The 20,167-nt window shown below is 73.7% G+C and carries 20 protein-coding genes; 10 read left to right on the forward strand and 10 right to left on the reverse strand.

Features of this window, described 5'->3' with window-relative positions; translation table 11 throughout:
• Nucleotides 1–64: 64 nt before the first annotated feature.
• The 4 genes from fliD to ACI789_RS07460 form a co-directional block, all read right to left on the reverse strand.
• Nucleotides 65–1,420, reverse strand: a complete 1,356-nt coding sequence (gene fliD, locus ACI789_RS07445) for a flagellar filament capping protein FliD (protein ID WP_457007607.1) — start codon at nt 1,418–1,420, stop codon at nt 65–67.
• 108 nt (nt 1,421–1,528) lie between these two features.
• Nucleotides 1,529–2,716 carry a flagellin N-terminal helical domain-containing protein gene (locus tag ACI789_RS07450; protein WP_457007609.1) on the reverse strand — a complete coding sequence of 396 codons (1,188 nt, stop codon included), beginning with the start codon at nt 2,714–2,716 and terminating at the stop codon, nt 1,529–1,531.
• Between the two features lie 174 nt (nt 2,717–2,890).
• The gene (locus tag ACI789_RS07455; protein ID WP_457007611.1) at nt 2,891–3,964 is read right to left on the reverse strand and encodes a hypothetical protein; all 1,074 of its coding nucleotides are present in this window, start codon (nt 3,962–3,964) and stop codon (nt 2,891–2,893) included.
• Nucleotides 3,965–4,025: 61 nt separating this feature from the next.
• Nucleotides 4,026–4,877 carry a sigma-70 family RNA polymerase sigma factor gene (locus tag ACI789_RS07460; protein WP_457007613.1) on the reverse strand — a complete coding sequence of 284 codons (852 nt, stop codon included), beginning with the start codon at nt 4,875–4,877 and terminating at the stop codon, nt 4,026–4,028.
• 266 nt (nt 4,878–5,143) lie between these two features.
• On the opposite strand from ACI789_RS07460, the gene ACI789_RS07465 reads away from it, so the two are divergent.
• The 9 genes from ACI789_RS07465 to ACI789_RS07505 all read left to right on the forward strand — a co-directional run bounded on the left by ACI789_RS07465 (nt 5,144) and on the right by ACI789_RS07505 (nt 11,883).
• Nucleotides 5,144–5,629, forward strand: coding sequence for a flagellar protein FlgN (locus ACI789_RS07465; RefSeq protein ID WP_456918732.1), 486 nt, complete (start codon nt 5,144–5,146; stop codon nt 5,627–5,629).
• The gene (gene flgK / locus ACI789_RS07470; protein WP_457007615.1) at nt 5,626–7,062 is read left to right on the forward strand and encodes a flagellar hook-associated protein FlgK; all 1,437 of its coding nucleotides are present in this window, start codon (nt 5,626–5,628) and stop codon (nt 7,060–7,062) included. Before ACI789_RS07465 ends, flgK begins: the two co-directional genes overlap by 4 nt.
• Before the next feature lie 4 nt (nt 7,063–7,066).
• Nucleotides 7,067–7,975 (forward strand): flagellin N-terminal helical domain-containing protein, encoded by a 909-nt coding sequence (locus ACI789_RS07475; RefSeq protein WP_457007617.1) that lies wholly within the window; start codon nt 7,067–7,069, stop codon nt 7,973–7,975.
• Complete coding sequence (gene fliW, locus ACI789_RS07480; RefSeq protein ID WP_457007619.1) at nt 7,972–8,376, forward strand: flagellar assembly protein FliW; 405 nt, start codon at nt 7,972–7,974, stop codon at nt 8,374–8,376. Before ACI789_RS07475 ends, fliW begins: the two co-directional genes overlap by 4 nt.
• 88 nt (nt 8,377–8,464) lie before the next feature.
• Nucleotides 8,465–8,791: a carbon storage regulator CsrA gene (gene csrA, locus ACI789_RS07485; protein WP_457007621.1), complete on the forward strand. Its 327-nt coding sequence runs from the start codon at nt 8,465–8,467 to the stop codon at nt 8,789–8,791.
• A 202-nt stretch (nt 8,792–8,993) separates the two neighbouring features.
• Entirely contained in the window at nt 8,994–9,461 is a 468-nt protein-coding gene (locus ACI789_RS07490; protein WP_457007623.1) for a hypothetical protein, read from the forward strand.
• Between the two features lie 90 nt (nt 9,462–9,551).
• Complete coding sequence (locus ACI789_RS07495) at nt 9,552–10,652, forward strand: flagellar biosynthesis protein FliA (protein ID WP_457007625.1); 1,101 nt, start codon at nt 9,552–9,554, stop codon at nt 10,650–10,652.
• 131 nt (nt 10,653–10,783) lie between these two features.
• Complete coding sequence (locus ACI789_RS07500; protein WP_457007627.1) at nt 10,784–11,128, forward strand: hypothetical protein; 345 nt, start codon at nt 10,784–10,786, stop codon at nt 11,126–11,128.
• Nucleotides 11,125–11,883, forward strand: a complete 759-nt coding sequence (locus ACI789_RS07505) for a hypothetical protein (RefSeq protein ID WP_457007629.1) — start codon at nt 11,125–11,127, stop codon at nt 11,881–11,883. Before ACI789_RS07500 ends, ACI789_RS07505 begins: the two co-directional genes overlap by 4 nt.
• Before the next feature lie 105 nt (nt 11,884–11,988).
• Here the strand turns inward: ACI789_RS07505 and ACI789_RS07510 are convergent, their stop codons facing one another.
• The 6 genes from ACI789_RS07510 to ACI789_RS07535 form a co-directional block, all read right to left on the reverse strand.
• Nucleotides 11,989–13,665, reverse strand: coding sequence for an NlpC/P60 family protein (locus ACI789_RS07510; protein ID WP_457007631.1), 1,677 nt, complete (start codon nt 13,663–13,665; stop codon nt 11,989–11,991).
• Nucleotides 13,666–14,249: 584 nt separating this feature from the next.
• Nucleotides 14,250–14,453 (reverse strand): hypothetical protein, encoded by a 204-nt coding sequence (locus ACI789_RS07515; protein WP_457007633.1) that lies wholly within the window; start codon nt 14,451–14,453, stop codon nt 14,250–14,252.
• A gap of 164 nt (nt 14,454–14,617) precedes the next feature.
• Nucleotides 14,618–15,931 carry a citrate synthase gene (locus tag ACI789_RS07520; protein ID WP_457007635.1) on the reverse strand — a complete coding sequence of 438 codons (1,314 nt, stop codon included), beginning with the start codon at nt 15,929–15,931 and terminating at the stop codon, nt 14,618–14,620.
• A 71-nt stretch (nt 15,932–16,002) separates the two neighbouring features.
• Nucleotides 16,003–17,901, reverse strand: a complete 1,899-nt coding sequence (locus tag ACI789_RS07525; protein WP_457007637.1) for a hypothetical protein — start codon at nt 17,899–17,901, stop codon at nt 16,003–16,005.
• A gap of 111 nt (nt 17,902–18,012) precedes the next feature.
• Nucleotides 18,013–19,134: a DegT/DnrJ/EryC1/StrS family aminotransferase gene (locus tag ACI789_RS07530; protein WP_457007639.1), complete on the reverse strand. Its 1,122-nt coding sequence runs from the start codon at nt 19,132–19,134 to the stop codon at nt 18,013–18,015.
• Complete coding sequence (locus ACI789_RS07535; protein WP_457007641.1) at nt 19,131–19,640, reverse strand: sugar 3,4-ketoisomerase; 510 nt, start codon at nt 19,638–19,640, stop codon at nt 19,131–19,133. The genes ACI789_RS07530 and ACI789_RS07535 overlap by 4 nt, the downstream gene beginning before the upstream one ends.
• A gap of 77 nt (nt 19,641–19,717) precedes the next feature.
• Between ACI789_RS07535 and ACI789_RS07540 the strand changes: the two genes are divergently transcribed.
• Nucleotides 19,718–20,152, forward strand: a complete 435-nt coding sequence (locus tag ACI789_RS07540) for a VOC family protein (RefSeq protein ID WP_457007643.1) — start codon at nt 19,718–19,720, stop codon at nt 20,150–20,152.
• The last annotated feature ends 15 nt before the right edge of the window (nt 20,153–20,167 follow it).

Genomic DNA, 20,167 nt, shown 5'->3' on the forward strand with positions numbered 1-20,167 from the left:
TGCGGGTCTCCAGGGGCAACGTCGGGGGAGCGGCGTCGGTGGGGGACATGGGGAGGCGGACGGCTCAGGACCAGGACGGCAGGCTGCTGATCTGTCCGGCCAGCCAGGAGGACTGGTTCTGGAGTGTGCCGAGGGCGGTCTCCATCGCCGTGAACTGGCGGGTCAGTGTCTCCTTGCGCAGGGCGAGGCGGACGTCCCAGTCGGCGATGCGGTCCTCGAGGTCCTTGGCGACGCTGTCGCTGCCGTTGGCCAGCAGGGTCAGCGAGCCGGTCGTGGCATCGGATGCAGCCTTGGCCATGGCCTCGATCTGCGCGGCCAGCCCCACCGGCTCGACGTTGGCGCCCGACCCGGTGGTGGCAGTGAAGAACGTGCGGGTGGCGGCGGGGTCCGCGGCCAGCGCACTGGTGAACGTGGCCTTGTCGAACGTCAGCTTGCCGTCCTTGGTCAGCTGGACGCCGTAGGTGGCGGCGGACTTGCCGCCGATGCCGGAGGAGACGATGTCCAGGACCCGGCCGGCCAGGTCGCGCAGGGTGCTGTCGCCCTGCAGCGTCGCGGTGGTGCTGTCCTTCGAGCTGTAGTCGGAGATCACCTGGAGCGCGCTGTTGGCGGCGTCGACCAGGGCCTGCACCTTGGCCGCGGTCGCGTCGGTGTCGCGCCCCACCGAGACCGTCGACGTCTCCCCGGCCTTCGACACCGTGATCGAGGTGTCGGGCAGCAGGCCGGTGAAGGTGTTGCTGGACGAGGTGACCTCGTAGGCGCCGGTGCCGGAGCCCATCTTCAGCCTCGCGTCCACCCCGGTCGTGAGGTCGCTGAACGCCGGGCCGCTCGTGATCGAGAACGCCCCGGCGGCGCCGGAGGTCGCGGTGGTCAGCTGCATCCGGTACTTGCCCTCGGCGACCTGGACGACGGAGGCGGTGAGTCCCAGGTCCTTCTTCGCGTTGATCGCGGCGGCCGCCTCGGTCAGCGTCGCGGTGCCGTTGCCGTCGGTGTCGAGGGCGATCGTCGTGGTGGTGGTGCCCACCTTGACGGCGATCGAGGTGGCGGTGAAGTCGGTGTCGGCAGCGGTCTTCCCGGCCGGCGCGGCGAACACGGTGTCGCTGCGCATCGAGTGGGTGGTGGCCAGCTGCTCGACGGTGAAGGTGAGGGAGCCGGCGAGCGCGCTCGAGCCGGCGGAGGCGGTGACGGTGGCGTTGGAGCTGGTCGCCTTGGCGGCCGTCCACGCGGCGTCGCCGGACAGCGCTGCGGCCGCGCTGCGCAGCGAGTCGAACCGGAGGTTGACCGCGCGGTAGCCGCTGGCGTCGCTGTTGGTGGAGACGAGCTTGTTCTTCAGGAGGGTCTGCGGGTTCGCCTCGACCTGCATCAGCTGGCTGATGAGGCTGGCGGTGTCCATGCCCGAGATCAGGCCGACGCTCGTGCTCATGCCTGCCATGCCGGGGCCTCCTGGGCTGAGGGGGGTGATCGAGCGGGAAGGGGGGAGGCCCGGAGGCCTCCCCCCTTCACCTGGTGGTGCTCAGGTGGTGCGGGTGGATCAGCGGAGCAGGCTCAGGACACCCTGCGGGACCTGGTTGGCCTGGGCCAGCATGGCGGTGCCGGCCTGGGTCAGGATCTGGCTCCGGGTGAAGTTGGTCATCTCCTGGGCCATGTCCGTGTCGCGGATCCGGCTCTCCGAGGCGGTCAGGTTCTCGACCGCCACGTTGAGGTTGTTGATCGTGTGCTCGAACCGGTTCTGGATGGCACCCAGATCGGCGCGGGTGTTGGACACGGTCTTGATGGCGGCGTCGATCTTCTTCAGAGCGTCGTCGGCACCCGAGGCCTGGGTGAAGGTCATCTGCTTCTTGGCGAGCTCGGTGGCGTCGGTGCCCACCGGGGTCTCACCCTTGAAGACCACACCGCTGGCCGAGGTGGCCCAGTCCACGGTCACCGAGGTGCCGAAGACGTTGCTCACGGCGTTCTCGACGGCGGTCTTGCGGGCGGCGACGTCCGCGTCGGCCTTGTAGACGATGGACGAGAGGTCCAGGGTCTTGCCGTTGTAGGTGAGCGAGCCGTCGAGCTTGGCGAAGTTCTCCGACTTGGTCAGGTCCAGCGAGGAGATCGTCGCCGAGGCAGCGGTGCCGTTGGCGCCCGCAGCCGAGCCGGCGACGGCCGTGGTCGCGGTGACGTTGACGTTGCCGGTCCCGGTCTTGGTGATGTCGACGCCGTCGACGCCGAGGCCCTTGGCACCCATGCCGGTGCCGACCTTGACGTTGATGGCCTCGCCGACGTTCGCGCCGACCTGGAACTTGCCGTCGTACTTGCCGTCCAGCAGCTTGGTGCCGTTGAAGGTCGTCGTGTCCTGGATCCGGGTCAGCTCGTTCTTGAGCTGGCTGATCTCGGACTGGATGTTCTTCTTGGCGTCGTCGTTGAGCCCACCGCCGTTGCTGGCCTGGACGGTCAGGTCGCGCATGCGCTGCAGGATCTTGTGCGTCTCGGTGAGCGCACCTTCAGCGGTCTGCACGACCGAGACGCCGTCCTGGGTGTTGCGGACGGCGACCTTGAGGCCACCGATCTGCGAGCGCAGGCCCTCGGAGATGGCCAGGCCCGCAGCGTCGTCCGCCGCACGGTTGATGCGGAAGCCGGAGGAGAGCTTCTCCAGCGACTTGCTCATCTGCCCGTCGGTGATCGACAGGTTGCGGTACGAGTTCATCGCCGCGATGTTGTTGTTGACGCTGAGACCCATGGTGTTCCTCCTTGGACGGGGTCTTGGTGTTCATCCCGCTGCATCCGTGCTGCGGGCCTTGCCCTCGTTCTTTCGGTTCCGGCTGCCCGGGACTTGAGGCGAACGGGACGGGATTTCTCCGTGGGGTCACCCGGCCGGGGCGGGTGCCGGTCCGGCCGGGGGGCGCACGCGCGGTCAGGCGTACCGGCGCCGGCTCCTGGCGGCGACGTCGAGCGCCTGCCGCCAGGCGGCGACCCACTGCTCGGCGGTGTGCTCGGTCAGGTGGCCGGCGAGGACGGCGTCGCGGTTCTGGGCGGCCTGCTCGCGGCGCCGGTCGGGGTCGTTGATCGCGGCCGTGAGGGCCTTGGCCCAGTCCTTGGCGTTCCGGGCCCGCCAGCCGAGGCCCAGCCGCTCGTACTCCGCGCTGGGGGAGCGGGCGAACCAGACCCCCCGGGCCGAGTACTCCAGTGCCTTGAGCCAGCTCTTGGACGTGTTGAAGCGGTCGAGCCGCAGGGGCGCGATCCCGATGTCGAAGTGCTCGCCGACCGCCGTCGCGTACGCGTCGACGCCGTCGATCCAGGGCACCTCGCCGGGCTCCTCGGACAGGCCGAGGCGGGTGCGGGCGTTCCCCTTCTGACCGAGGACGGTGAACCGGCTCCGCCCTGCGGTGCGGTCCAGCGCCTGCTGGAGCCCGGACCCGACCTCCTCGAGGTCGTAGGGGTGGTAGAAGACGCTGCCGGTCCAGCCGACGGTGACCACCTCGGGGTCCCGTGCGTAGGCCGGGGGCAGTTCGGCGACGCGGCGCGGCACCGCGTTCGGGATCACCGCACCCCGGCCGTGCGGTGCGTACTCCTGGAACAGCGCCGGCGTCGTCGTGGTCACCAGGTCCGCCTCGCGGGCGCACTCGGCAGCCCGGCGGGCCATGCCCTTGCGGACGAGGAGCTCGTGGCTCGGGGTACCGAACGGGATGCTCGTGAGCAGGTCGTCCATCTCCACGACGACGGCGACACCGTCGGCCTGCAGGACGCGGATGGTCTGCAGCATCGCGACGGTCTTCGGCAACTGCAGGACGACGACGTCGGCACCGCGCGCATCGGCGGCGTAGACCTCGCCCTCACCACCGTCCGCGGACGGGCGGACCATCGTCTCGATGCCGCGGGTCGTCTCGATCTCCACGCCGAGGCCCGCCGCCTCGATGGCCGCGGCGGGCTCACGGACCCGGTAGTAGTCCTGGGCGTCCTGCCCAGCGTGCATGATCAGCACCTTCACGGGGCTGTCCTCTCTGTCGGTGGTCGCCCCGGGAGGGCGGGGAGCACGGCGGCTGCCGAGGTCAGGCGGGGCGCGCCGCTCCGTACCGGCTGGCGACCTGCGCGCCGCGGGGGTGGGGCAGCGGCGGGGGAGCGTTGCGGCCGGCGACCTGGTCGACGTAGGAGCGCTGCTGGTTGCGCGCCCGCACCCCGCCGCCGGCGGGCACCGGCGTGCCCTCCCACACCTCGCTCATCGCCGCGTGCAGGAGGGTCAGTGCGCGGGCGCGCATCTGCGAGACGCGGGAGAGGGTCACCCCGAGGTCGGCGGCGATGTCGGTGAGCGACTCCCCGCCGAAGAAGTTGCGCTCCACCACCTCGTCCAGGCGGTCGGGCAGCGCGCGGATCGCCTCGTGCAGGTAGCGGCTGCGCTCGCCGCGCAGCACGGCGCGCTCCGGGGACTCTCCGGTGTCGGGCAGGTCCAGCGACGCGCCGTCCGGGCCGGTGTCGGCGTCGATGCTGACCATGACCGCCCGGTGCACGTCGACCTGCAGCGAGTCCAGCTCGCTGGTCGCCATGCCCAGGCTGCCGGCGAGCTCCTCGCGCGTCGGGGGACGCCCCAGCTGCATGGCCAGGGCGTCGGCCGCGGCGTCGGTCCGGCGCGCGGCGGCGCGGACCGAGCGGCTGGCCCAGTCGCCCGAGCGCAGCTCGTCGAGGACGGCGCCCTGCAGCCGGGCCAGCGCGTACGTCGCGAACGAGGCGCCCGCCGACGGGTCGAAGCGGCGCGCCACCTCGACCAGCGCCACCTTCGCGCAGGACAGCAGGTCCTCGCGGCTGACGTGGGCCGGCAGCGAGATCCGCGACGCGACCGCGTTGACGGCGAACGCGGCGAGCGGCAGGTGCTCGGTCACGAGGGCGTCGACGTCCCGGGTGGGCACGTCGCGAACCGGGAGGTCCCGTTCAGGGGCGGGGAGGGGCCGCAGGGCGGCGGGCCGCTCGATCGCCGGAGCGCGCGATGGTCTCACGCCCCTTCTCTCGGCAGCCCGGGGCGCGGACGGGACCTACTGGTCGGCACGAATCACGCCCGACTTGAGTGCCTCGGCTTGAGGGGTCCCCCGGAGGTGCCGATGGCTGTCCCTGAGAACCCGCTGGCGGCACCTGGAGAACGGCCGGCCGGGGAGAGATCGGGAGGACGGTGAGGGGCGTGGACTACCAGCACCTGTCGACGTTGCTGTGGCGGGAGCAGGAACTGCTCGACCTGCTGCTGTTCAAGGCGGAGGAGAAGCAGTACCTCATCGTCACGGGCAAGACCCGCTGGCTGGCGCGCATCGCGCACGAGATCGAGGTGATCCTCGACCAGCTGCGCACCCTCGAGGTCGAGCGCGCCGCGACGACCGAGGTGCTCGCCGAGGGTCTGGGGGTGGGCGCCAATCCGTCACTGCGAAAGCTGGTCGAGGCCGCGCCGGCGCCGTGGAACGACCTGTACGCCAAGCACCACGAGGCGCTGCTCGTGCTCGTCACCGAGCTGCGCAGCCTCTCCGACGCCAACCGCGAACTGATCGAGGGCGGCCTGGCCGCCATCGGCGACGCGCTGCTGTCGGTCAAGGCCCCCTCGGCCGGGACCTACGGGGCCACGGGCCGCAGCGACGAGCGCGCCCACCGCGCGGTGACCCTGGACGGTGCCCTGTGAGTACTTTCAGCGGGCTGAACACGGCGACGACGGCGCTGTGGGCCGCGCAGCGCGGCATGGACGTCACCGGCCAGAACATCGCCAACGTCAACACCGACGGCTACTCCCGCCAGCGGGTGTCCCTGCAGGCCGTGGGCGGCACCGCCGTCCCGGCCATCTGGTCGGTGGCCAGCGAGGTCGGGTCGGGCGTGAGCTCCGACGAGATCGTCCGCATCCGGGACGCGTTCCTGGAGGGCCGGGCGCAGGTCGAGTCGGCGCGCACCGCCCGGCTCACCGTGGCCAGCGACGCGCTCGCCCAGGTCGAGACGGCCCTGCGCGAGCCTGGCACCAGCGGCATCCAGAGCATGCTGGCCGACGTCTGGAGCGGCTTCAGCGACCTGGCCAACAACCCGACCGAGCCGGCCGCGCGGAGCCAGGTCCTCGAGCGGCTGGACATCCTCGCCACCGGCCTGCGCACCACCAGCGCCACGCTGGACCAGCAGTGGACGCAGACCCGCGACAACCTGCAGGCCCTGGTCACCGAGGTCAACAGCACCGCCCGCTCGATCGCCGACCTCAACGGCGCGATCCGGTCGGCCGGCCAGGCCGGGCTGCCGGTCAACGAGCTGTCGGACCGCCGGGACGCGCTGGTCATGGACCTGGCCAAGAAGGTCGGCGGCACCACCCAGCCGGGCAAGGACGGCATGCTCAACGTCCTCGTCGGCGGGACCACGGTGGTCTCCGGCGGGGACTCCTTCCAGCTGGCGCTGGCGGGGGTGGACTCGCTCGGCGCCGTCGGCACCGGCAACGACCCGCGGGTCGTGACCGTCCCGGGCGGCACGGCGCTGGACCTGGGCGGCACCGGCGGCGGGCAGGTGGAGACGCTGTCCGGGACCCTGCCGAAGTACCGCGCCGCCCTCGACGGCGTGGCCAAGCAGCTCGTGGGCAGCCTCAACGGTGTCCAGACCACCGGCTTCGACGCCGCCGGCAACCCGGGGCAGGCCCTGCTCGGCGACGGCCCCGGCCCCGCCGCGGTCGACCTGTCGAAGGTGACCGCCGCGTCCATCACCCTCCGGATCACCAAGCCGGAGCTGCTGGCCGCCGCCACCAAGTCGCCCGCGGACCTGAACGGGGAGGTGTCCGGGGACGGCGGCAACGCCGACGCCTTCTTCCAGCTCAGCCTGGACTCCGGGGGTGTGGACACGACCTACCGAGCGCTCGTCGTCGCGCTCGGCGTGGAGTCCGCCGTCGCCCAGCGCGACCTCACGGTGCAGTCGGTGATCTCCACGCAGGTGGACGCGTCCCGCGAGTCGGTGTCGGGGGTCAACCTCGACGAGGAGATGACGAACATGCTCTCTTTCCAGCACGCCTACAGCGCCGCCGCCCGGATGGTGACGGCGATCGACGAGGCCTTGGACAAGCTCATCAACGGCACCGGCGTCGTGGGGCGGTGACCTGATGCGCATCACCCACCGGGCCGTCACGCAGACCGCGCTGCTCGGCCTCAACGGCAACCTGTCGGCGCTGGGCAAGCTGCAACAGCAGCTGACCTCCGGGAAGCAGATCAGCGCCCCGTCGGACTCCCCGACCGGGACGAACAAGGCGATGCAGGTCCGCCAGGACCAGAGCGCGACGCTCCAGCACGCGCGCAACATCTCCGACGGGCAGAGCCGGCTCGACGCCACGGACACGGCGCTGACCACGATGATCAGCCAGGTCCGCCGGGTGCGGGACCTGACCGTCCAGGGGATGAACACCGGTTCCACGTCCGGGAGCTCCGCCGAGGCGATCAGCGTCGAGGTCGAGGCGCTCCGGCAGAGCCTGCTGGGGGTGGCCAACCAGACCCTCAACGGGCGGCCGCTCTTCGGCGGGGTCACCACGGGCGGCACCGCCTACGACACCGCGACCGGCGCCTACGTCGGCGTCGGCGGTGCCGACGGGGTCGACGTCGTGCCCACCATGCGGCGGGTGTCGAACACGCAGGAGGTGCGGATCGACATCACCGGCCCGGAGGCGTTCGGCGACCCGGCGGACGGGGACGACCTGTTCGCCGTCATCGCCCGGATCGCCGACAACGTGCTGACCGACCCCGACGCGCTGTCGAGCGACCTCGCCGACCTCGACACCGCCTACGACCGGCTGCTGAGCGCCACCTCGGCGGTCGGTGCGCGGTCGGCACGGCTGGACGCCGCGGCACAGGTCAACACCGACCTGCAGCTGACCCTGAAGTCGCAGCTGACCGACGTCGAGGACATCGACCTGACCAGGACGATCATGGAGGTCAGCCAGCAGCAGGTGGCCTACCAGGCCGCCCTGCAGGCCACCGCCAAGGTCATCCAGCCCACCCTCGTGGACTTCCTGCGATGACGCTGTCGGCCGTCGCGACGCTGCCGCTGCTGTCGCTCACCGAGGCCCTGCCCGGGTTCCCCGGTCACCGGGACTACGTGCTCGTCACGGCCGACGGCGACGGCCGGCTGTTCTGGCTCCAGTCGATGGCGCCGGAGGGGCCGCGGTTCCTCGCCGTCGACCCGGCCCGGTACTTCCCGGAGTACGCGCCGGTGCTGCCGCGGACGGTCTCCGCCGACCTGGAGCTCGAGGACCCCGCCGACGCGCGGGTGTACTGCCTGCTCACCGTGCCCCCGGAGGGGCCGGCCGCCGCGACGGCGAACCTGCGCGCGCCGATCGTGGTCAACCCGGTGAACTGGCGGGCCACGCAGGTCGTGCTGCCGGACAGCACCCATCCCATCCGGCGTCCGCTGCGCCGATAACTGGACTGGCGGCCCCGTCGGCCGCCCGCACCAGCCGTTCCCACCCACACGCCACGGACGGCCACCACACACCCATGGAGGGGTACTCGTGCTCACACTCACCCGCAGCGTCGGCGAGACGATCCGCATCGGCGACGACATCGAGGTCCACGTCGTCGAGGTCCGGGGCGGCACCGTCCGACTGGGGTTCAAGGCCCCCCGGGAGGTGACCATCCACCGCGAGGAGGTGTACCGGCAGATCGCCGAGGCCAACCTCCTGGCGGCGCAGGTCACCGCCGACACGCTGGGCGCACTGGCCGCCTTCGCCCCCGCGGCGGCCCCCGCCCAGGAGTCGGCGGCCCCCACCCAGAACCCGCCGGCGCCCGCCGGTCGGGCCGGAGGTCACGAGCCGGTCACGGAGGACGCCGCAAGCTGAGCAGAACTGACCGGGATCCGCCCCCTCCTGCTTGGCGGATCCTGCCGACGACCTCATCGGCGCCCCTCGGCCAGGGCGCGACACAGGCAAGACCTGCCGAAGACATGGCCTGACAATCGCGTTCGGCACAGCGAGTGTTGTGCCCTTGCCGCGCACCCGATGCGCGAGAGTTGCCCCAAGCACGTCACAGGGGGCAATCAGCATGCAACAGAGCGCAGTCAACGGGTCCGGCACGGACGTCGCGACGACGGACGGCTTCGGCCTCGACGCCGACACCGTGGTCGTCCACGTCCAGCTGCGGCCGCGCCGTGGCTCGACGCGGCGGTGCCTGGCCGCACTGGCCGAGCTGGCCGGCGAGCACCCCTCGGTGTCGTTCTCGCTCACCGGGCTCAGCAAGGACGACCGGGTCGTCCGCGTCACCGTCGGCGTGGAGCTCGGCCCGCGCGCCGCGGTCGCCCGGTTCTCGCCGCAGGCCCAGGCCGCCTACGCCTTCGTCAGCGAGGTGTTCACGATGCTGTACGACCACATGCCGGTCTACACCGTGGAGCCGAGCGAGGCCGAGCGCGCCGCGGCCGCCGACCTCATGGCCCGGCTCGACGGGTCCACCGGCGGCGACGCCGTCGTCCCCGCGCCCCGGCAGCCCGCCGTGGCCGAGCGCATCCCGGCGTAGAGAAGGACGCCGTCCTGAGGCTCGCGGGCCCGCGGTGAGCCTCTGGACGGTGCTGTCGCCTGTCTTCCCCACAGTCGCCCAGGAGTCCCGGTGAACCACCGCACCACCATCGACGTCCCCACCGACCCGACCGCCGCGCGCCTCCGCGCACCGCTGGTGTTCGGCGGCATCCCGGAGGCCGAGGGCTGGGCCCTCGCCCCGATCACCCCCCGCGACCGGGTGCACTTCCGGGTCGACCGCGAGCTGCCGATCGCCGAGTTCCGCCGGGAGCTGCCCGAGGGCGTGACGGTCAGCTACGACGAGGGCGAGGGCCTGTACCGGGTGGACGGCGCCTGCGGGACCGCGCAGGTGCTCGCCGACTGGGTGCGCGCCTGGTGCGCCGGCCGCGGCTGCACCACGGTGGGGCTGCGCGCGGAGACCGACGTCCGCCGGCGCGCCCCGCGGGACCTGCCGCCGGCCTACCTCGACGAGCTGTGCCGGCACTACCTGCCGGTCAGCCTCAAGCGGTTGCAGCGCAACATGAGCACGATCCGGCTGCACCTGCCCGACCCCGACGACCTCACCCAGCAGGTGAGCGAGTGGATCCTCAAGGCGGTCGGCCAGTACGACGAGACCAAGGGCGTGCCCTTCGGCGCGTTCCTGGCCACGCAGCTGTCCAAGTGGGTGCACGACCTGGGGCGCAACGCGCACGGCCGGACCGCGGCGGACACGGAGAACAAGCAGCAGAAGGCGATCGCGGCCTTCCTCGCCGAGCACCAGCGCAAGCCCAGCGAGAGGGAGCTGGCCGCGTACATGGGGCAGAGCGTGGCGACCCTGCGGCGCAACTCCCAGACGGTGGCGACGCTCAACGGGCTGCGCAACCTGCAGACCCTCGACGGCGGTCCCGACGCCGCGGAGATCATGCTGCCGGACACGCACGAGGCGCCCGACGAGATCATGGGTGAGGCGGAGCAGACGCTGCTGTCGCACGCGCTGACCGCCGCCTGCGCGCCGGACCCGACCGCGCGGCCCGACCAGCGCGCCGGCCAGCCGAACGTGCTCGGCTGGGCGACCTGGTACCTCACCACGTGGGGCGGCCGGACGAAGACGCAGCTGTCGGCCGACCTGGGGACCTCGGTGCGCAACATGAACGTGCACGCCGACCGGGTGGAGAAGGCGCTCAAGCACCGGCTGGCCGAGCTCGCGGACTGACTCGTTCCGTTGGGCCGAAATGGCCGGCACACGGGTCGATTGCGGTGCGCGCCTGCCGATAAGTCCTCCGTGAGCAACTGCACGGGGAGCCGCCGAGCGAGCGGGACCGTGCCGGCCCGGGACGGCGCCCGGTGAGCGCCCTCGCCGCCGGGGAGCCCATGCCCGACGTCCTCGTGCCGCACTGGCTGACCGGCGCCGACCGGGAGCTGCTGGCCGAGGTGGTCCGGACCGCGATCGACGACGCCTCCGTGCACCCGGTCGCCGCTGTCCACCTGGCCGACGTGCTCACCGAACTGCACGTCGCCGCGGCGCGCGACGCGGTCTGGCCGGACACCGCCGCACGCGTGCGCCGGGTGACCGGCTGGGCGGCCGACGTGCTGCCCGTCCGCCTGTCGGCGCGCGAACTGGCCAGCGTGCTGGGACTGCCCGGGCTGCCGGCGCCGCTGGTGCGCGCGCTCGGCCGGGGACGCGCGTGACCCCGGGCTCCTTCGGCGGGTCCGGCCTGCTCGCCCGGCTGCGGCCCGCGCCGGTGACCGTCGCCGACCTGCGCCGCGCCGCCGACGAGGTGGTCCCGGCACTGGCCACGGCCCACCTGCGCCTGGCCGTCGTCGACGACCGCGTCGACGGGCCGCTCCTCGTCGTCGAGGAGGCCGAACGGCGGCTGCGCGTGCCGCTGCGGGACCTCGCCGAGGACCTGACCGACGCCCGCGTGGGCGGCGGGCCCGAGGCGGTCGCCGCCGCCCTCGTCGCCTGGCTCGACACCCGCCCGGTGCCCGACACCGTCGCGGCGGAGGACGGCGTGGCCGTCCTGGACTGGACCGACCGCAGCCAGACCGCCGTGGGCTGGCGGGTCGCCGTCCGTCGCGGTCGCTCGGCGCTGCCCTGGACACCGTCGCCCGGCGCCGACCGGCGGACCGTCGAGCGCGTCCGTCGGGCCGCGGCCGGCCGTGCCGCCGCGGTCGAGGGCGTACTGCGCGTCGAGGGGCCCGTGGCGCTGTGGTCGCACCCCGAGGTGCCGCTGCTCGCCTCCGCGGTCCTGGCCGCGCCGGAGTCCCTGCTGCACCGCATCACGGCGGCGGGCCTCGAGGCGGACGACGTCCACGTCGTCGTCACGCCCGGTTCCCCCGTCGCCTGTGCCGGGGCCGCCGTCGCCGCCCGGCTGGCCGGCGAGACCGGCGAGGCGTGCGTGCGCCTGCCCTGGCGCCAGCTCGCAACCCTTCGCTGGCTCTAGAAGGACCCCGCTGCCCCCCACCGCTCGCAGGCTCGCGGCGGGCCCCTGCAGCGGGGCCGACCGACCGCTCTGAGCTCGCGGCGGGGCCCTGCAGGGGGTCCTTTCTCAGGCCAGGTGGCCGAACTCCCAGTGCCAGGGCTCGGGCTTCTCGCCGCCCGGCCGGGCCCAGTCGGGCTGGATGAACCCGAACCGCTCGGCGTGGGCGGCCATCCACGCCGACTGGGGGGTCCCGGCGACGTTGATGCCGCCGCACAGGTCGACGGCCAGGCCCCACCCGTGGTTGGACGTGCCGGGCACCGCCGCCAGCTGCGGCTTGACCCGGAACGCGGTCTCCTGGACGGCCCGGGAACGGTAGCTGTCGGTGATGCACAGCGGGCGGTCGAAGGCGGCCGCGAAGGCGTCGGCCAGCGCCGCGTAGCCGGCGGCGGCGTCGCAGCGCAGCGCGTGGCCCCGGGCGATCGAGCACAGCGCACCCGACGGGATCAGCCCGTTGGACCACCCGCCCCACGCCGGGCTGGCACCGCCCGCCGGCGCCGGGGGAGCGCCGCACGCGCCGCGGCCGGCGGTCCCGGTGGGCCGGAGGCCGTTCGGCTGGGCGGGCGCCGGCAGGGTGACCCGCACCGCCCCGGTCACGTCGGACATGGTCCGGACGCCGACCTGGTACCCGGCCGCGGAGGCCGCGACGACCTGGCCCGCGCCGAGGTAGATGCCGACGTCGGTGCCGCCGTCGGCGAAGACGAGGTCGCCCACCTGGAGCTCCGTCAGGGGCACCGCCGCACCGGCCGCCCACTGGTCGGCCGGCCAGGACGGCAGCGCGTACCCGGCGAGCAGCCAGGCGCCGGACGCCAGCCCGCCGCAGTCGTAGGCGTCGGGACCGGCGAGGCCGGGCACGTAGGGCTTGCCCACCTGGGCCAGGGCGCTGCTCACCGCCGCGATGGTCTCGGCCGGCAGCACGGTCACCGGCTGGTTGCCCACGACCGCCCACGCGATCCCCGGCACCGGCCGGCCGGAGCCGTCCAGGGCGGGGGAGAGGCCCGCCGGGAGGGCCGCCGGGTCGGCCAGGTCGGCCGCCGAGGGCGGCTCGATCCCGGCGCCGGACAGCTGCGCGAGGTGGTCCTGCCACCGGCGCAGCGCCTGCTGGTTGGTCTCCTGCTGGGCGCCGGTCGCGGGGCCGGTGCCCAGGCCGGCGAGCGCCGCGACGACGTCCGTGCCCAGGCCGGCCACGGTGCCCCGGAGCCCGTCGAGGACGGCGCTGGCCTGCCCTGAGACGGCGGCGACGGCGGCCTCCGCGGTGGTCACCCGGTCCACGGCCACGGCGACGTCGGCCGCGGCGCGGTCGGCCCGGGCCACGGTGGTCGCCAGGTCGCGCTGGCCGAGGTCGGCGACGCCCTGCGCGTACAGGACGTCGGAGGTCGCCTTGGGGCGGTCCACGCTGAGGCCGAGCAGCGGCGCGCGCTCCGCGGCCGAGGCCCGGTAGAGGGTGGCGGCGCGCGCACCGACGGCGGCCTGCGCGGTCGCCAGGTGCTCCCGCGCGGTGTCCTCGGCCTCGCGGGCGCGGTCCAGCTCGGCCCGCCGGTCGGCCAGGGTCTGCTGGAGGCTCCGGTAGCGGTCGGCGCTGTCGAGCATGGACCCCTGGGCGGCCAGGGCGAGGCCCGTGGTGTCGGCGGGCTCGGCCGCGGTGCCGGCCGGCTGGGTGCCCGGCGCGAGGAGCCCGGCCAGCACGGGGAGCACGAGCCCCAGGGCGGCCAGGACGATGCGGGTCGACCAGCGGCGCCGGTCCACCGGGGTCCGGCGGCGACGCGGGCGCGTGCCGGCAGCCTTCCGACGGGCTGCAGAGCCGGCGGCGGGACGGCGAGCCGCGGACGGACCGGGACGGCGGGCCGCCGTCGCGCCGGGACGGAGGGTCGGGCGGGTCCCCGGAGCGGGTGTCCCGGGGGCGGTACCGGCGGTGCGGGCGGCGAGGGCCGCGCGCAGGGCCGCGGCCTCCTGGGCGGTGAGCGGCGGCCGGGCCGTGGTCCCGGCCCGGGTAACCGGTCGCCGGGCGCCGCCGCGGGACGGCGAGCCGGCCTTCGCGGGCGCCGCGGCGGTGCCGGTCTGGCGGAGGGCGGCCTGGCGCAGCGCGGCCTCGCGGACGGCCGCCTGACGAGCCGTGCTCTCCCGGGCCGTGCCCGGGCGGGACGCCTTCGTGCGTGGTGCAGGCACTGTGGGTCCCCCGGGCGGTCTCGTCGTACGCGGCCGGCTCCGCGGCGTGCGGAGCTCTCGGCCGTCGTATCGACGGAGCGGGGGGAGCGCCGGAGAGGGCCGGGGGACGGCCTCACCCCTCCGGGGGAGGGTGGATCAGTGGTGACACCCGTTCGGCGTACGCGTCAGTCGCTACCGGGGGTCGGGTCCTGCGGCGGCCACCAGGCGCCGTGGTGGTGCTCGAGGGGGATGCGCAGCTGTCCGCCGTCCTCCGTCGAGACGACGAGCTCGACGGAGGCGACCCGCCGGTCGGCGCCGTCGAGGCGGACCACGCCGCCGGTGGCGAGCGGCACCGGCGGGAGGACCAGGTCGTCGTCGGACGAGGCCATGGGGCTCCTTCCCGGGGGCAGCGGCGAGGCGTCGTTCATGCTGGCAGAGCGGGTGCGCAGACGCCGAGGTCCCGCCGTCCGGGCGGACGACGGGACCTCTGCGGAAGGACTCTCCTGCCCCCACCGCTCGCGAGCTCGCGGCGGGACCCTGCAGCAGGGCCGGTTCAGCGGTCGGCGATCTCCACGAACGACCGCTCCTTCTCCCCGGTGTAGACCTGCCGGGGCCGGCCGATCTTGGTCGCCGGGTCGGCGATCATCTCGCGCCACTGGGCGATCCAGCCGGGCAGCCGGCCCAGCGCGAACAGGACGGTGAACATCCGGGTCGGGAAGCCCATCGCCCGGTAGATCAGCCCGGTGTAGAAGTCGACGTTCGGGTAGAGCTTGCGCTGGATGAAGTAGTCGTCGCTGAGCGCGATCTCCTCCAGCCGCTGGGCCAGGTCGAGCAGCTCGTTGTTGCCGCCCATCTTGGCCAGCACGTTGTCGGCGGTCTTCTTCACGATCGCCGCGCGCGGGTCGTAGTTCTTGTAGACCCGGTGGCCGAAGCCCATCAGCTTGACGCCGGGCTCCTTCTTCTTGACCCGCTCGACGAACCGGTCTACGTCCCCGCCGTCGCGCTGGATGGCCTCGAGCATCTCCAGCACCGACTGGTTGGCGCCGCCGTGCAGCGGGCCGAAGAGGGCGTTGATGCCGGCCGAGACCGACGCGAACAGGTTGGCGTTCGAGGAGCCCACCAGGCGCACGGTCGAGGTCGAGCAGTTCTGCTCGTGGTCGGCGTGCAGGACGAACAGCATGTCCAGGGCCTTGGCCATCTCCGGGTCGACCTCGTAGGGCTCCGCGGGGAAGCCGAAGGTCATCCGGAGGAAGTTCTCCACCAGGCCCAGGGAGTTGTCCGGGTAGAGGAACGGCTGGCCGACCGACTTCTTGTAGGCGTACGCGGCGATCGTCGGCAGCTTCGCCAGCAGCCGCAGCGTGGAGATCTCGACCTGCTCGTCGTCGAACGGGTCCAGCGAGTCCTGGTAGAAGGTCGACAGGGCGCTGACCGCCGACGAGAGCACCGGCATCGGGTGCGCGTCGCGGGGGAAGCCCTTGAAGAACTGCTTGAGGTCCTCGTGCAGCAGGGTGTGCCGCCGCATCCGCGAGTCGAAGTCGGCCAGCTGCTCGGCCGTGGGCAGCTCCCCGTAGATCAGCAGGTAGCTGACCTCGATGAAGCTGGCCTTCTCGGCGAGCTGGTCGATGGGGTACCCGCGGTACCGCAGGACACCGGCGTCGCCGTCGATGTAGGTGATGGCCGACGTGCAGGACGCGGTGTTGACGAAGCCGATGTCGAGGGCGACCGTTCCGGTCGTCGACAACAGCTTGCCTGTGTCGATTCCGTCGGCCCCTTCCGTGGCCGGGACCACGCGCAGGGGCAGTTCTCCACCGGGATAGCGCAGGGATACGTCGGCGGTGCCGGCGGGTGCGCTCGCTGTCTCGCTCATCAACCCCGGACGCTACTGCCTTCTCGTTGCGTGCGGCACGGCGGCCACCGAATTCTGGTGCGGTGCCGGCGTCAGGTGGCCGGAGCGGCGACGGCCACGGGGAGCGCCTCCTCGGCCGCGGTGTCCCAGAGCGGCGACGACACCACCGCCTCGACCCTGTCCAGGGCGTCGAGCGTCAGCGGGAGCTCTCCCGTCGCACACAGGCCGGGGAAGGAGGGCGCACTCGCGTCCAGGCTGACGCTGCCGCAGTCCTCGGTGGTGTTGCCGTTCAGTGCGAGCAGCCGCGTCACGTGCGCCACGCTCCGCGACCCGGACGCGTCGTCCCGCGCCGTGAAGGGCAGGCTGACCGCGAGGCGAGGGTGCCGCGCGGCGAGCGCGAGCAGCCGCCTGGTCCAGTCGGGTCGGTCCTCCCAACCGGGGCTGACACGGACCGAGAAGGTGGACCCGCTGTCCTGGTTGCTCGCGACGAACAGGTCGCAGACCAGACGGTCGTCCAGCTGCGGTCCGAGCGGAGCCGCGACCTCCACGAGCTCCGGCGTCGAGTTCCCGGATGCGACGAACGCCAGCAGCATCGCGCCGTAGTCCGGGTCGACGATCGGTTCCGGGTACTCGTCGAGTTCCGCTGCGGCCGCTGACCGGGCCTGCTCGTACAGCCCCTCCAGGGCGGCCGACCAGCCGGCGTCGGCGTGCGCCGCGCGGACCGCGTCGCGCGCCGCGGCCCCGCGCTCGGCACGCAGCGCAGGATCCCGGACGAGCTTGCGCAGTCGGCTCAGGTAGTCGAACTCCGTCGCCACGGTGTGCGGGCCCCCGGCCAGACCGGGGGAGTCGGCGTGGAAGAGCTGCGCGCGACCGTGTCGTGCCGTGAGGTCCCGCAGAGCCAGGACCGGGAGCCCCGCCATGGCAGCCTCGAGGACCGACGTGCCGGCGGGAACGGGGTACGACTCGAGGTACACGTCAGCCGCGGCGTACAGGGAGTACGGGTCCTGGACGGGTCCCAGCAGAGCCAGGCGTCCGGGGAAGCGCCTGGCCAGGTCCGACCAGGTCCCCCCGGCTCCCACCCCCGCGAGGACGACCTTGAGACGCGGCTGGGCGGCGAGCACCTGGCCGAGCAGGTCGTCGAAGCCTCGACCCCACACGGGTGCGGTCTTGGCCGCGGCGGCCACCGTGAGCGCGACGACGTCGTCGGGGCGTGCCTGCAGGCGCCGGCGCACCTCGGCGGCCGGCAGGGTGGGGGCCACCTCGTCCACCGGCAGAGGGAGCACGGCGAGACGGTCGGGCCGGATCCCACGCAGCTCCCGGGACCACGTCCGCCCCCGCTCCATGAAGTCGCTGACGACGTCGGTGCAGCCCAGTCCCAGCCAGAAGCTGAAGTCGGCGTGGTTCTCGTAGACGACGGGTGGACGTGCCCCGGGGAGGTTCGCCGCCGCCAGTGCCACCGCGTCGTACGGGTGGACGTGGTACACGACGACGTCGACGTCGGTCATCAGCCGGCGCAGTGCCTCGGCCCGGGCGACGAGGGGTGGGAAGTCGCTGCGCAGGTCGTGGACCCGACCGCCGGACGCGGTGACGGCCGACCGCAGGGGCTCCGGCAGCGGGGTGTGCTGGTTGGTCAGCGCGACGTCGCTGCGGCGAGGGTCGCGGGCGATCCACCGCCATGCGAGTCGGGAGTGCCCGCCGAGGTCGTAGGCCTCGGAGAGCACGTGCAGCACCCGCCCTGTCGTCCGACGGCCGTCCACGTGCGTCCGTCCGCCGCCACCGCCCACCGCACGGACGACCAGCCGCTCGAGCTCCGGGTCGTTGAGCATCCCGACGGGCGACCGCCAGGCGAAGTTGGCGGCCACGGTGGCGCTGCGCAGGACGCCTTCTCCGTCTCCGGCCTCCGCGCGGTGGCGGACGACCCGGACCGACCGGTCGTATCGCTCGCGGTTCTCCCGCAGGCGGGGGAGGGCCCAGGCTGGAGCTCGGTGCATCGTGGTCTGCCTCCTGTCGGCACGGCGGCATCGGCGGACGCCCTGCAGCCTTCTCCTGCTGATATCGGCGGGGGACTAGTCAGGTGGAACGGGTCCGTCCCGGTGCCGGGGTCAGGGGCGGAACGACCGGACGGCGTCGATCACGTGGTCCTGGTCCGCCTCGGACAGGTGCGGCCCCATCGGCAGGCTGAGCACCTCGCGGGCCAGCGTGTCCGCGGCCGGCAGGGAGGACTGGGCGAGCGGGGTCCCGGCGAAGGCCGGCTGCCGGTGCGGGGGCACGGGGTAGTGGACCCCGCTCTCGACGCCCGCCTCGGCGAGGTGGGCGCGCAGCGCGTCGCGGTCCTGCGTCCGGACGACGTACAGGTGCCACACCGGGGTGGCCCACGGCGCGGTCGACGGCAGGGCCAGCTCCGTTCCGGACAGGCCGTCGTCGTACCGCCGGGCCACGTCCGCCCGCCGGGCGTTGAACTCCTCCAGCCGGGCCAGCTTCACCGACAGGAACGCGGCCTGGAGCTCGTCGAGCCGGCTGTTCCAGCCGACCTCGTCGTTGACGTACTTCTCCGTCGAGCCGTAGTTGCGCAGGGACCTCAGGCGGTGGGCGACGTCGGGGTCCGACGTCGTGACCGCACCGCCGTCGCCGACCGCGCCGAGGTTCTTGCCGGGGTAGAAGCTCCACGCCGTGGCGGAGGTCAGTGCCCCGACCCGGCGCCCCCGGTGGCGGGCGCCGTGCGCCTGTGCAGCGTCGTCCAGGACCGCCAGCCCGTGCCGTTCGGCCACCGCCAGCAGTGGGTCGAGGTCCACGGGGTGGCCGTAGAGGTGCACGGGGAGGAGGGCCCGCGTGCGGGGGCCGATCGCCGCCTCGACCGCGTCGGCCTCCCACACGCCCGTGACGGGGTCGACGTCCACCGGCACGGGCGCCGCCCCGGCGTGGACGACGGCCAGCCACGTGGCGACGAACGTGTGCGACGGGACCAGCACGTCGTCCCCCGGACCGACGCCGAGGGCGCGCAGCCCCAGGGTGAGCGCATCCAGGCCGCTGCCCACGCCGACGGCGTGCGCGGCGCCCACGTACCCCGCCCATCGCTGCTCGAAGGCGTCCAACTCGGGGCCCAGCAGCACCCGCTCGCTGCGCAGCACGCGCAGGGCCGCGTCGTCCAGCTCGGCCTGCAGCTCGTCGTGGAGGGCGCGCAGGTCCAGGAACGGCACCGTCCGGCGGGTGAGCGCCCCGGTCACCGCCCGCCCCCGTCGGCCAGTCGACGGGCGGCGAGGAACTCGTCGTAGTCGCGGTAGTAGTCGTCCTCGCTGTACCGCTGGGAGGCCAGGACGAGGCAGACGCTGCCGCTGGAGAAGTTGCCCAGCTCACGCCAGGTCAGGCGGGGGAGGTAGAGGCCGTAGTAGGAGCGGTTCAGGTGGAAGCGCGCGGTCTCCGTGCCGTCGTCGACGACGACGTCGAAGCTGCCGGCCGCGGCGATGATCAGCTGCTCGAGTTCCCGGTGGGCGTGCCCGCCGCGCGACTCCCCGCCCGGGACGTCGTACAGGTAGTAGACGCGGGCGATGTCGAAGGGCACCTGGGAGCCGCCCTCGAGGAAGGTCAGGTTGCCCCGCGGGTCGGTCACCCGCGGCAGGTCGACGATCCGGCAACCGGCCCCGTTGCCCTCCGGCGGCGGGTTCCAGTCGGTCGCCCGGCGACCCGGGAGGCGCGTGCGCCGATCGTGGCGGGTGTCGAACAGGGACGTCACAGCTTCTCCATCGGCAGGGGGCAGGATGACCGGCACGGACGACGGGGGACGGGAGCCGGCCGGTGGGGGAGCTACGGGTGGGGGACGAGGACGCCGGGGCGGCGGGCCCCGCACCGCTGGCCGGGCTGTCGTTCCACCACGTCGGGTTGGCCTGCCGCGACCTCGCCGCCGAGGCCGCCGCCCACGCCGAGCTCGGCTACGCGCCGGAGGGGCCGGTCTTCGTCGACCGGCACCAGCGGATCCGGGGCTCCTTCCAGGTCCTCGGCGCGTTCCGGGTCGAGCTCCTGGAGCCGCTCGACGACCGGTCGCCGGTCATCGCCTGGCTGGACCGCGGTGTGCGGATGTACCACGTCTGCTACGAGACCGACGACCTGGACGGCGCTCTGGCCCGGCTGCGCAGCGCCGGTCACCGCGTGGTGTCCGCGCCCGCGCCCGCCGTCGCCTTCGACGGCCGCCCGGTGGCCTTCGCCATGCTCCGCAGCCGGGGCCTGGTCGAGCTGCTGCAGCGCTGACCACCGGGCGCGGCA

The sequence above is a fragment of the Geodermatophilus sp. SYSU D00965 genome (assembly GCF_054050075.1).

Bases quoted from the DNA above. Each gene is read 5' to 3' on its own strand.
- fliD (WP_457007607.1), bottom strand. From the start codon at position 1,420: ATGAGCACGAGCGTCGGCCTGATCTCGGGCATGGACACCGCCAGCCTC.
- ACI789_RS07450 (WP_457007609.1), bottom strand. From the start codon at position 2,716: ATGGGTCTCAGCGTCAACAACAACATCGCGGCGATGAACTCGTACCGC.
- ACI789_RS07475 (WP_457007617.1), top strand. From the start codon at position 7,067: ATGCGCATCACCCACCGGGCCGTCACGCAGACCGCGCTGCTCGGCCTC.
- fliW (WP_457007619.1), top strand. From the start codon at position 7,972: ATGACGCTGTCGGCCGTCGCGACGCTGCCGCTGCTGTCGCTCACCGAG.
- ACI789_RS07490 (WP_457007623.1), top strand. From the start codon at position 8,994: ATGCAACAGAGCGCAGTCAACGGGTCCGGCACGGACGTCGCGACGACG.
- ACI789_RS07515 (WP_457007633.1), bottom strand. From the start codon at position 14,453: ATGGCCTCGTCCGACGACGACCTGGTCCTCCCGCCGGTGCCGCTCGCC.
- ACI789_RS07520 (WP_457007635.1), bottom strand. From the start codon at position 15,931: ATGAGCGAGACAGCGAGCGCACCCGCCGGCACCGCCGACGTATCCCTG.
- ACI789_RS07525 (WP_457007637.1), bottom strand. From the start codon at position 17,901: ATGCACCGAGCTCCAGCCTGGGCCCTCCCCCGCCTGCGGGAGAACCGC.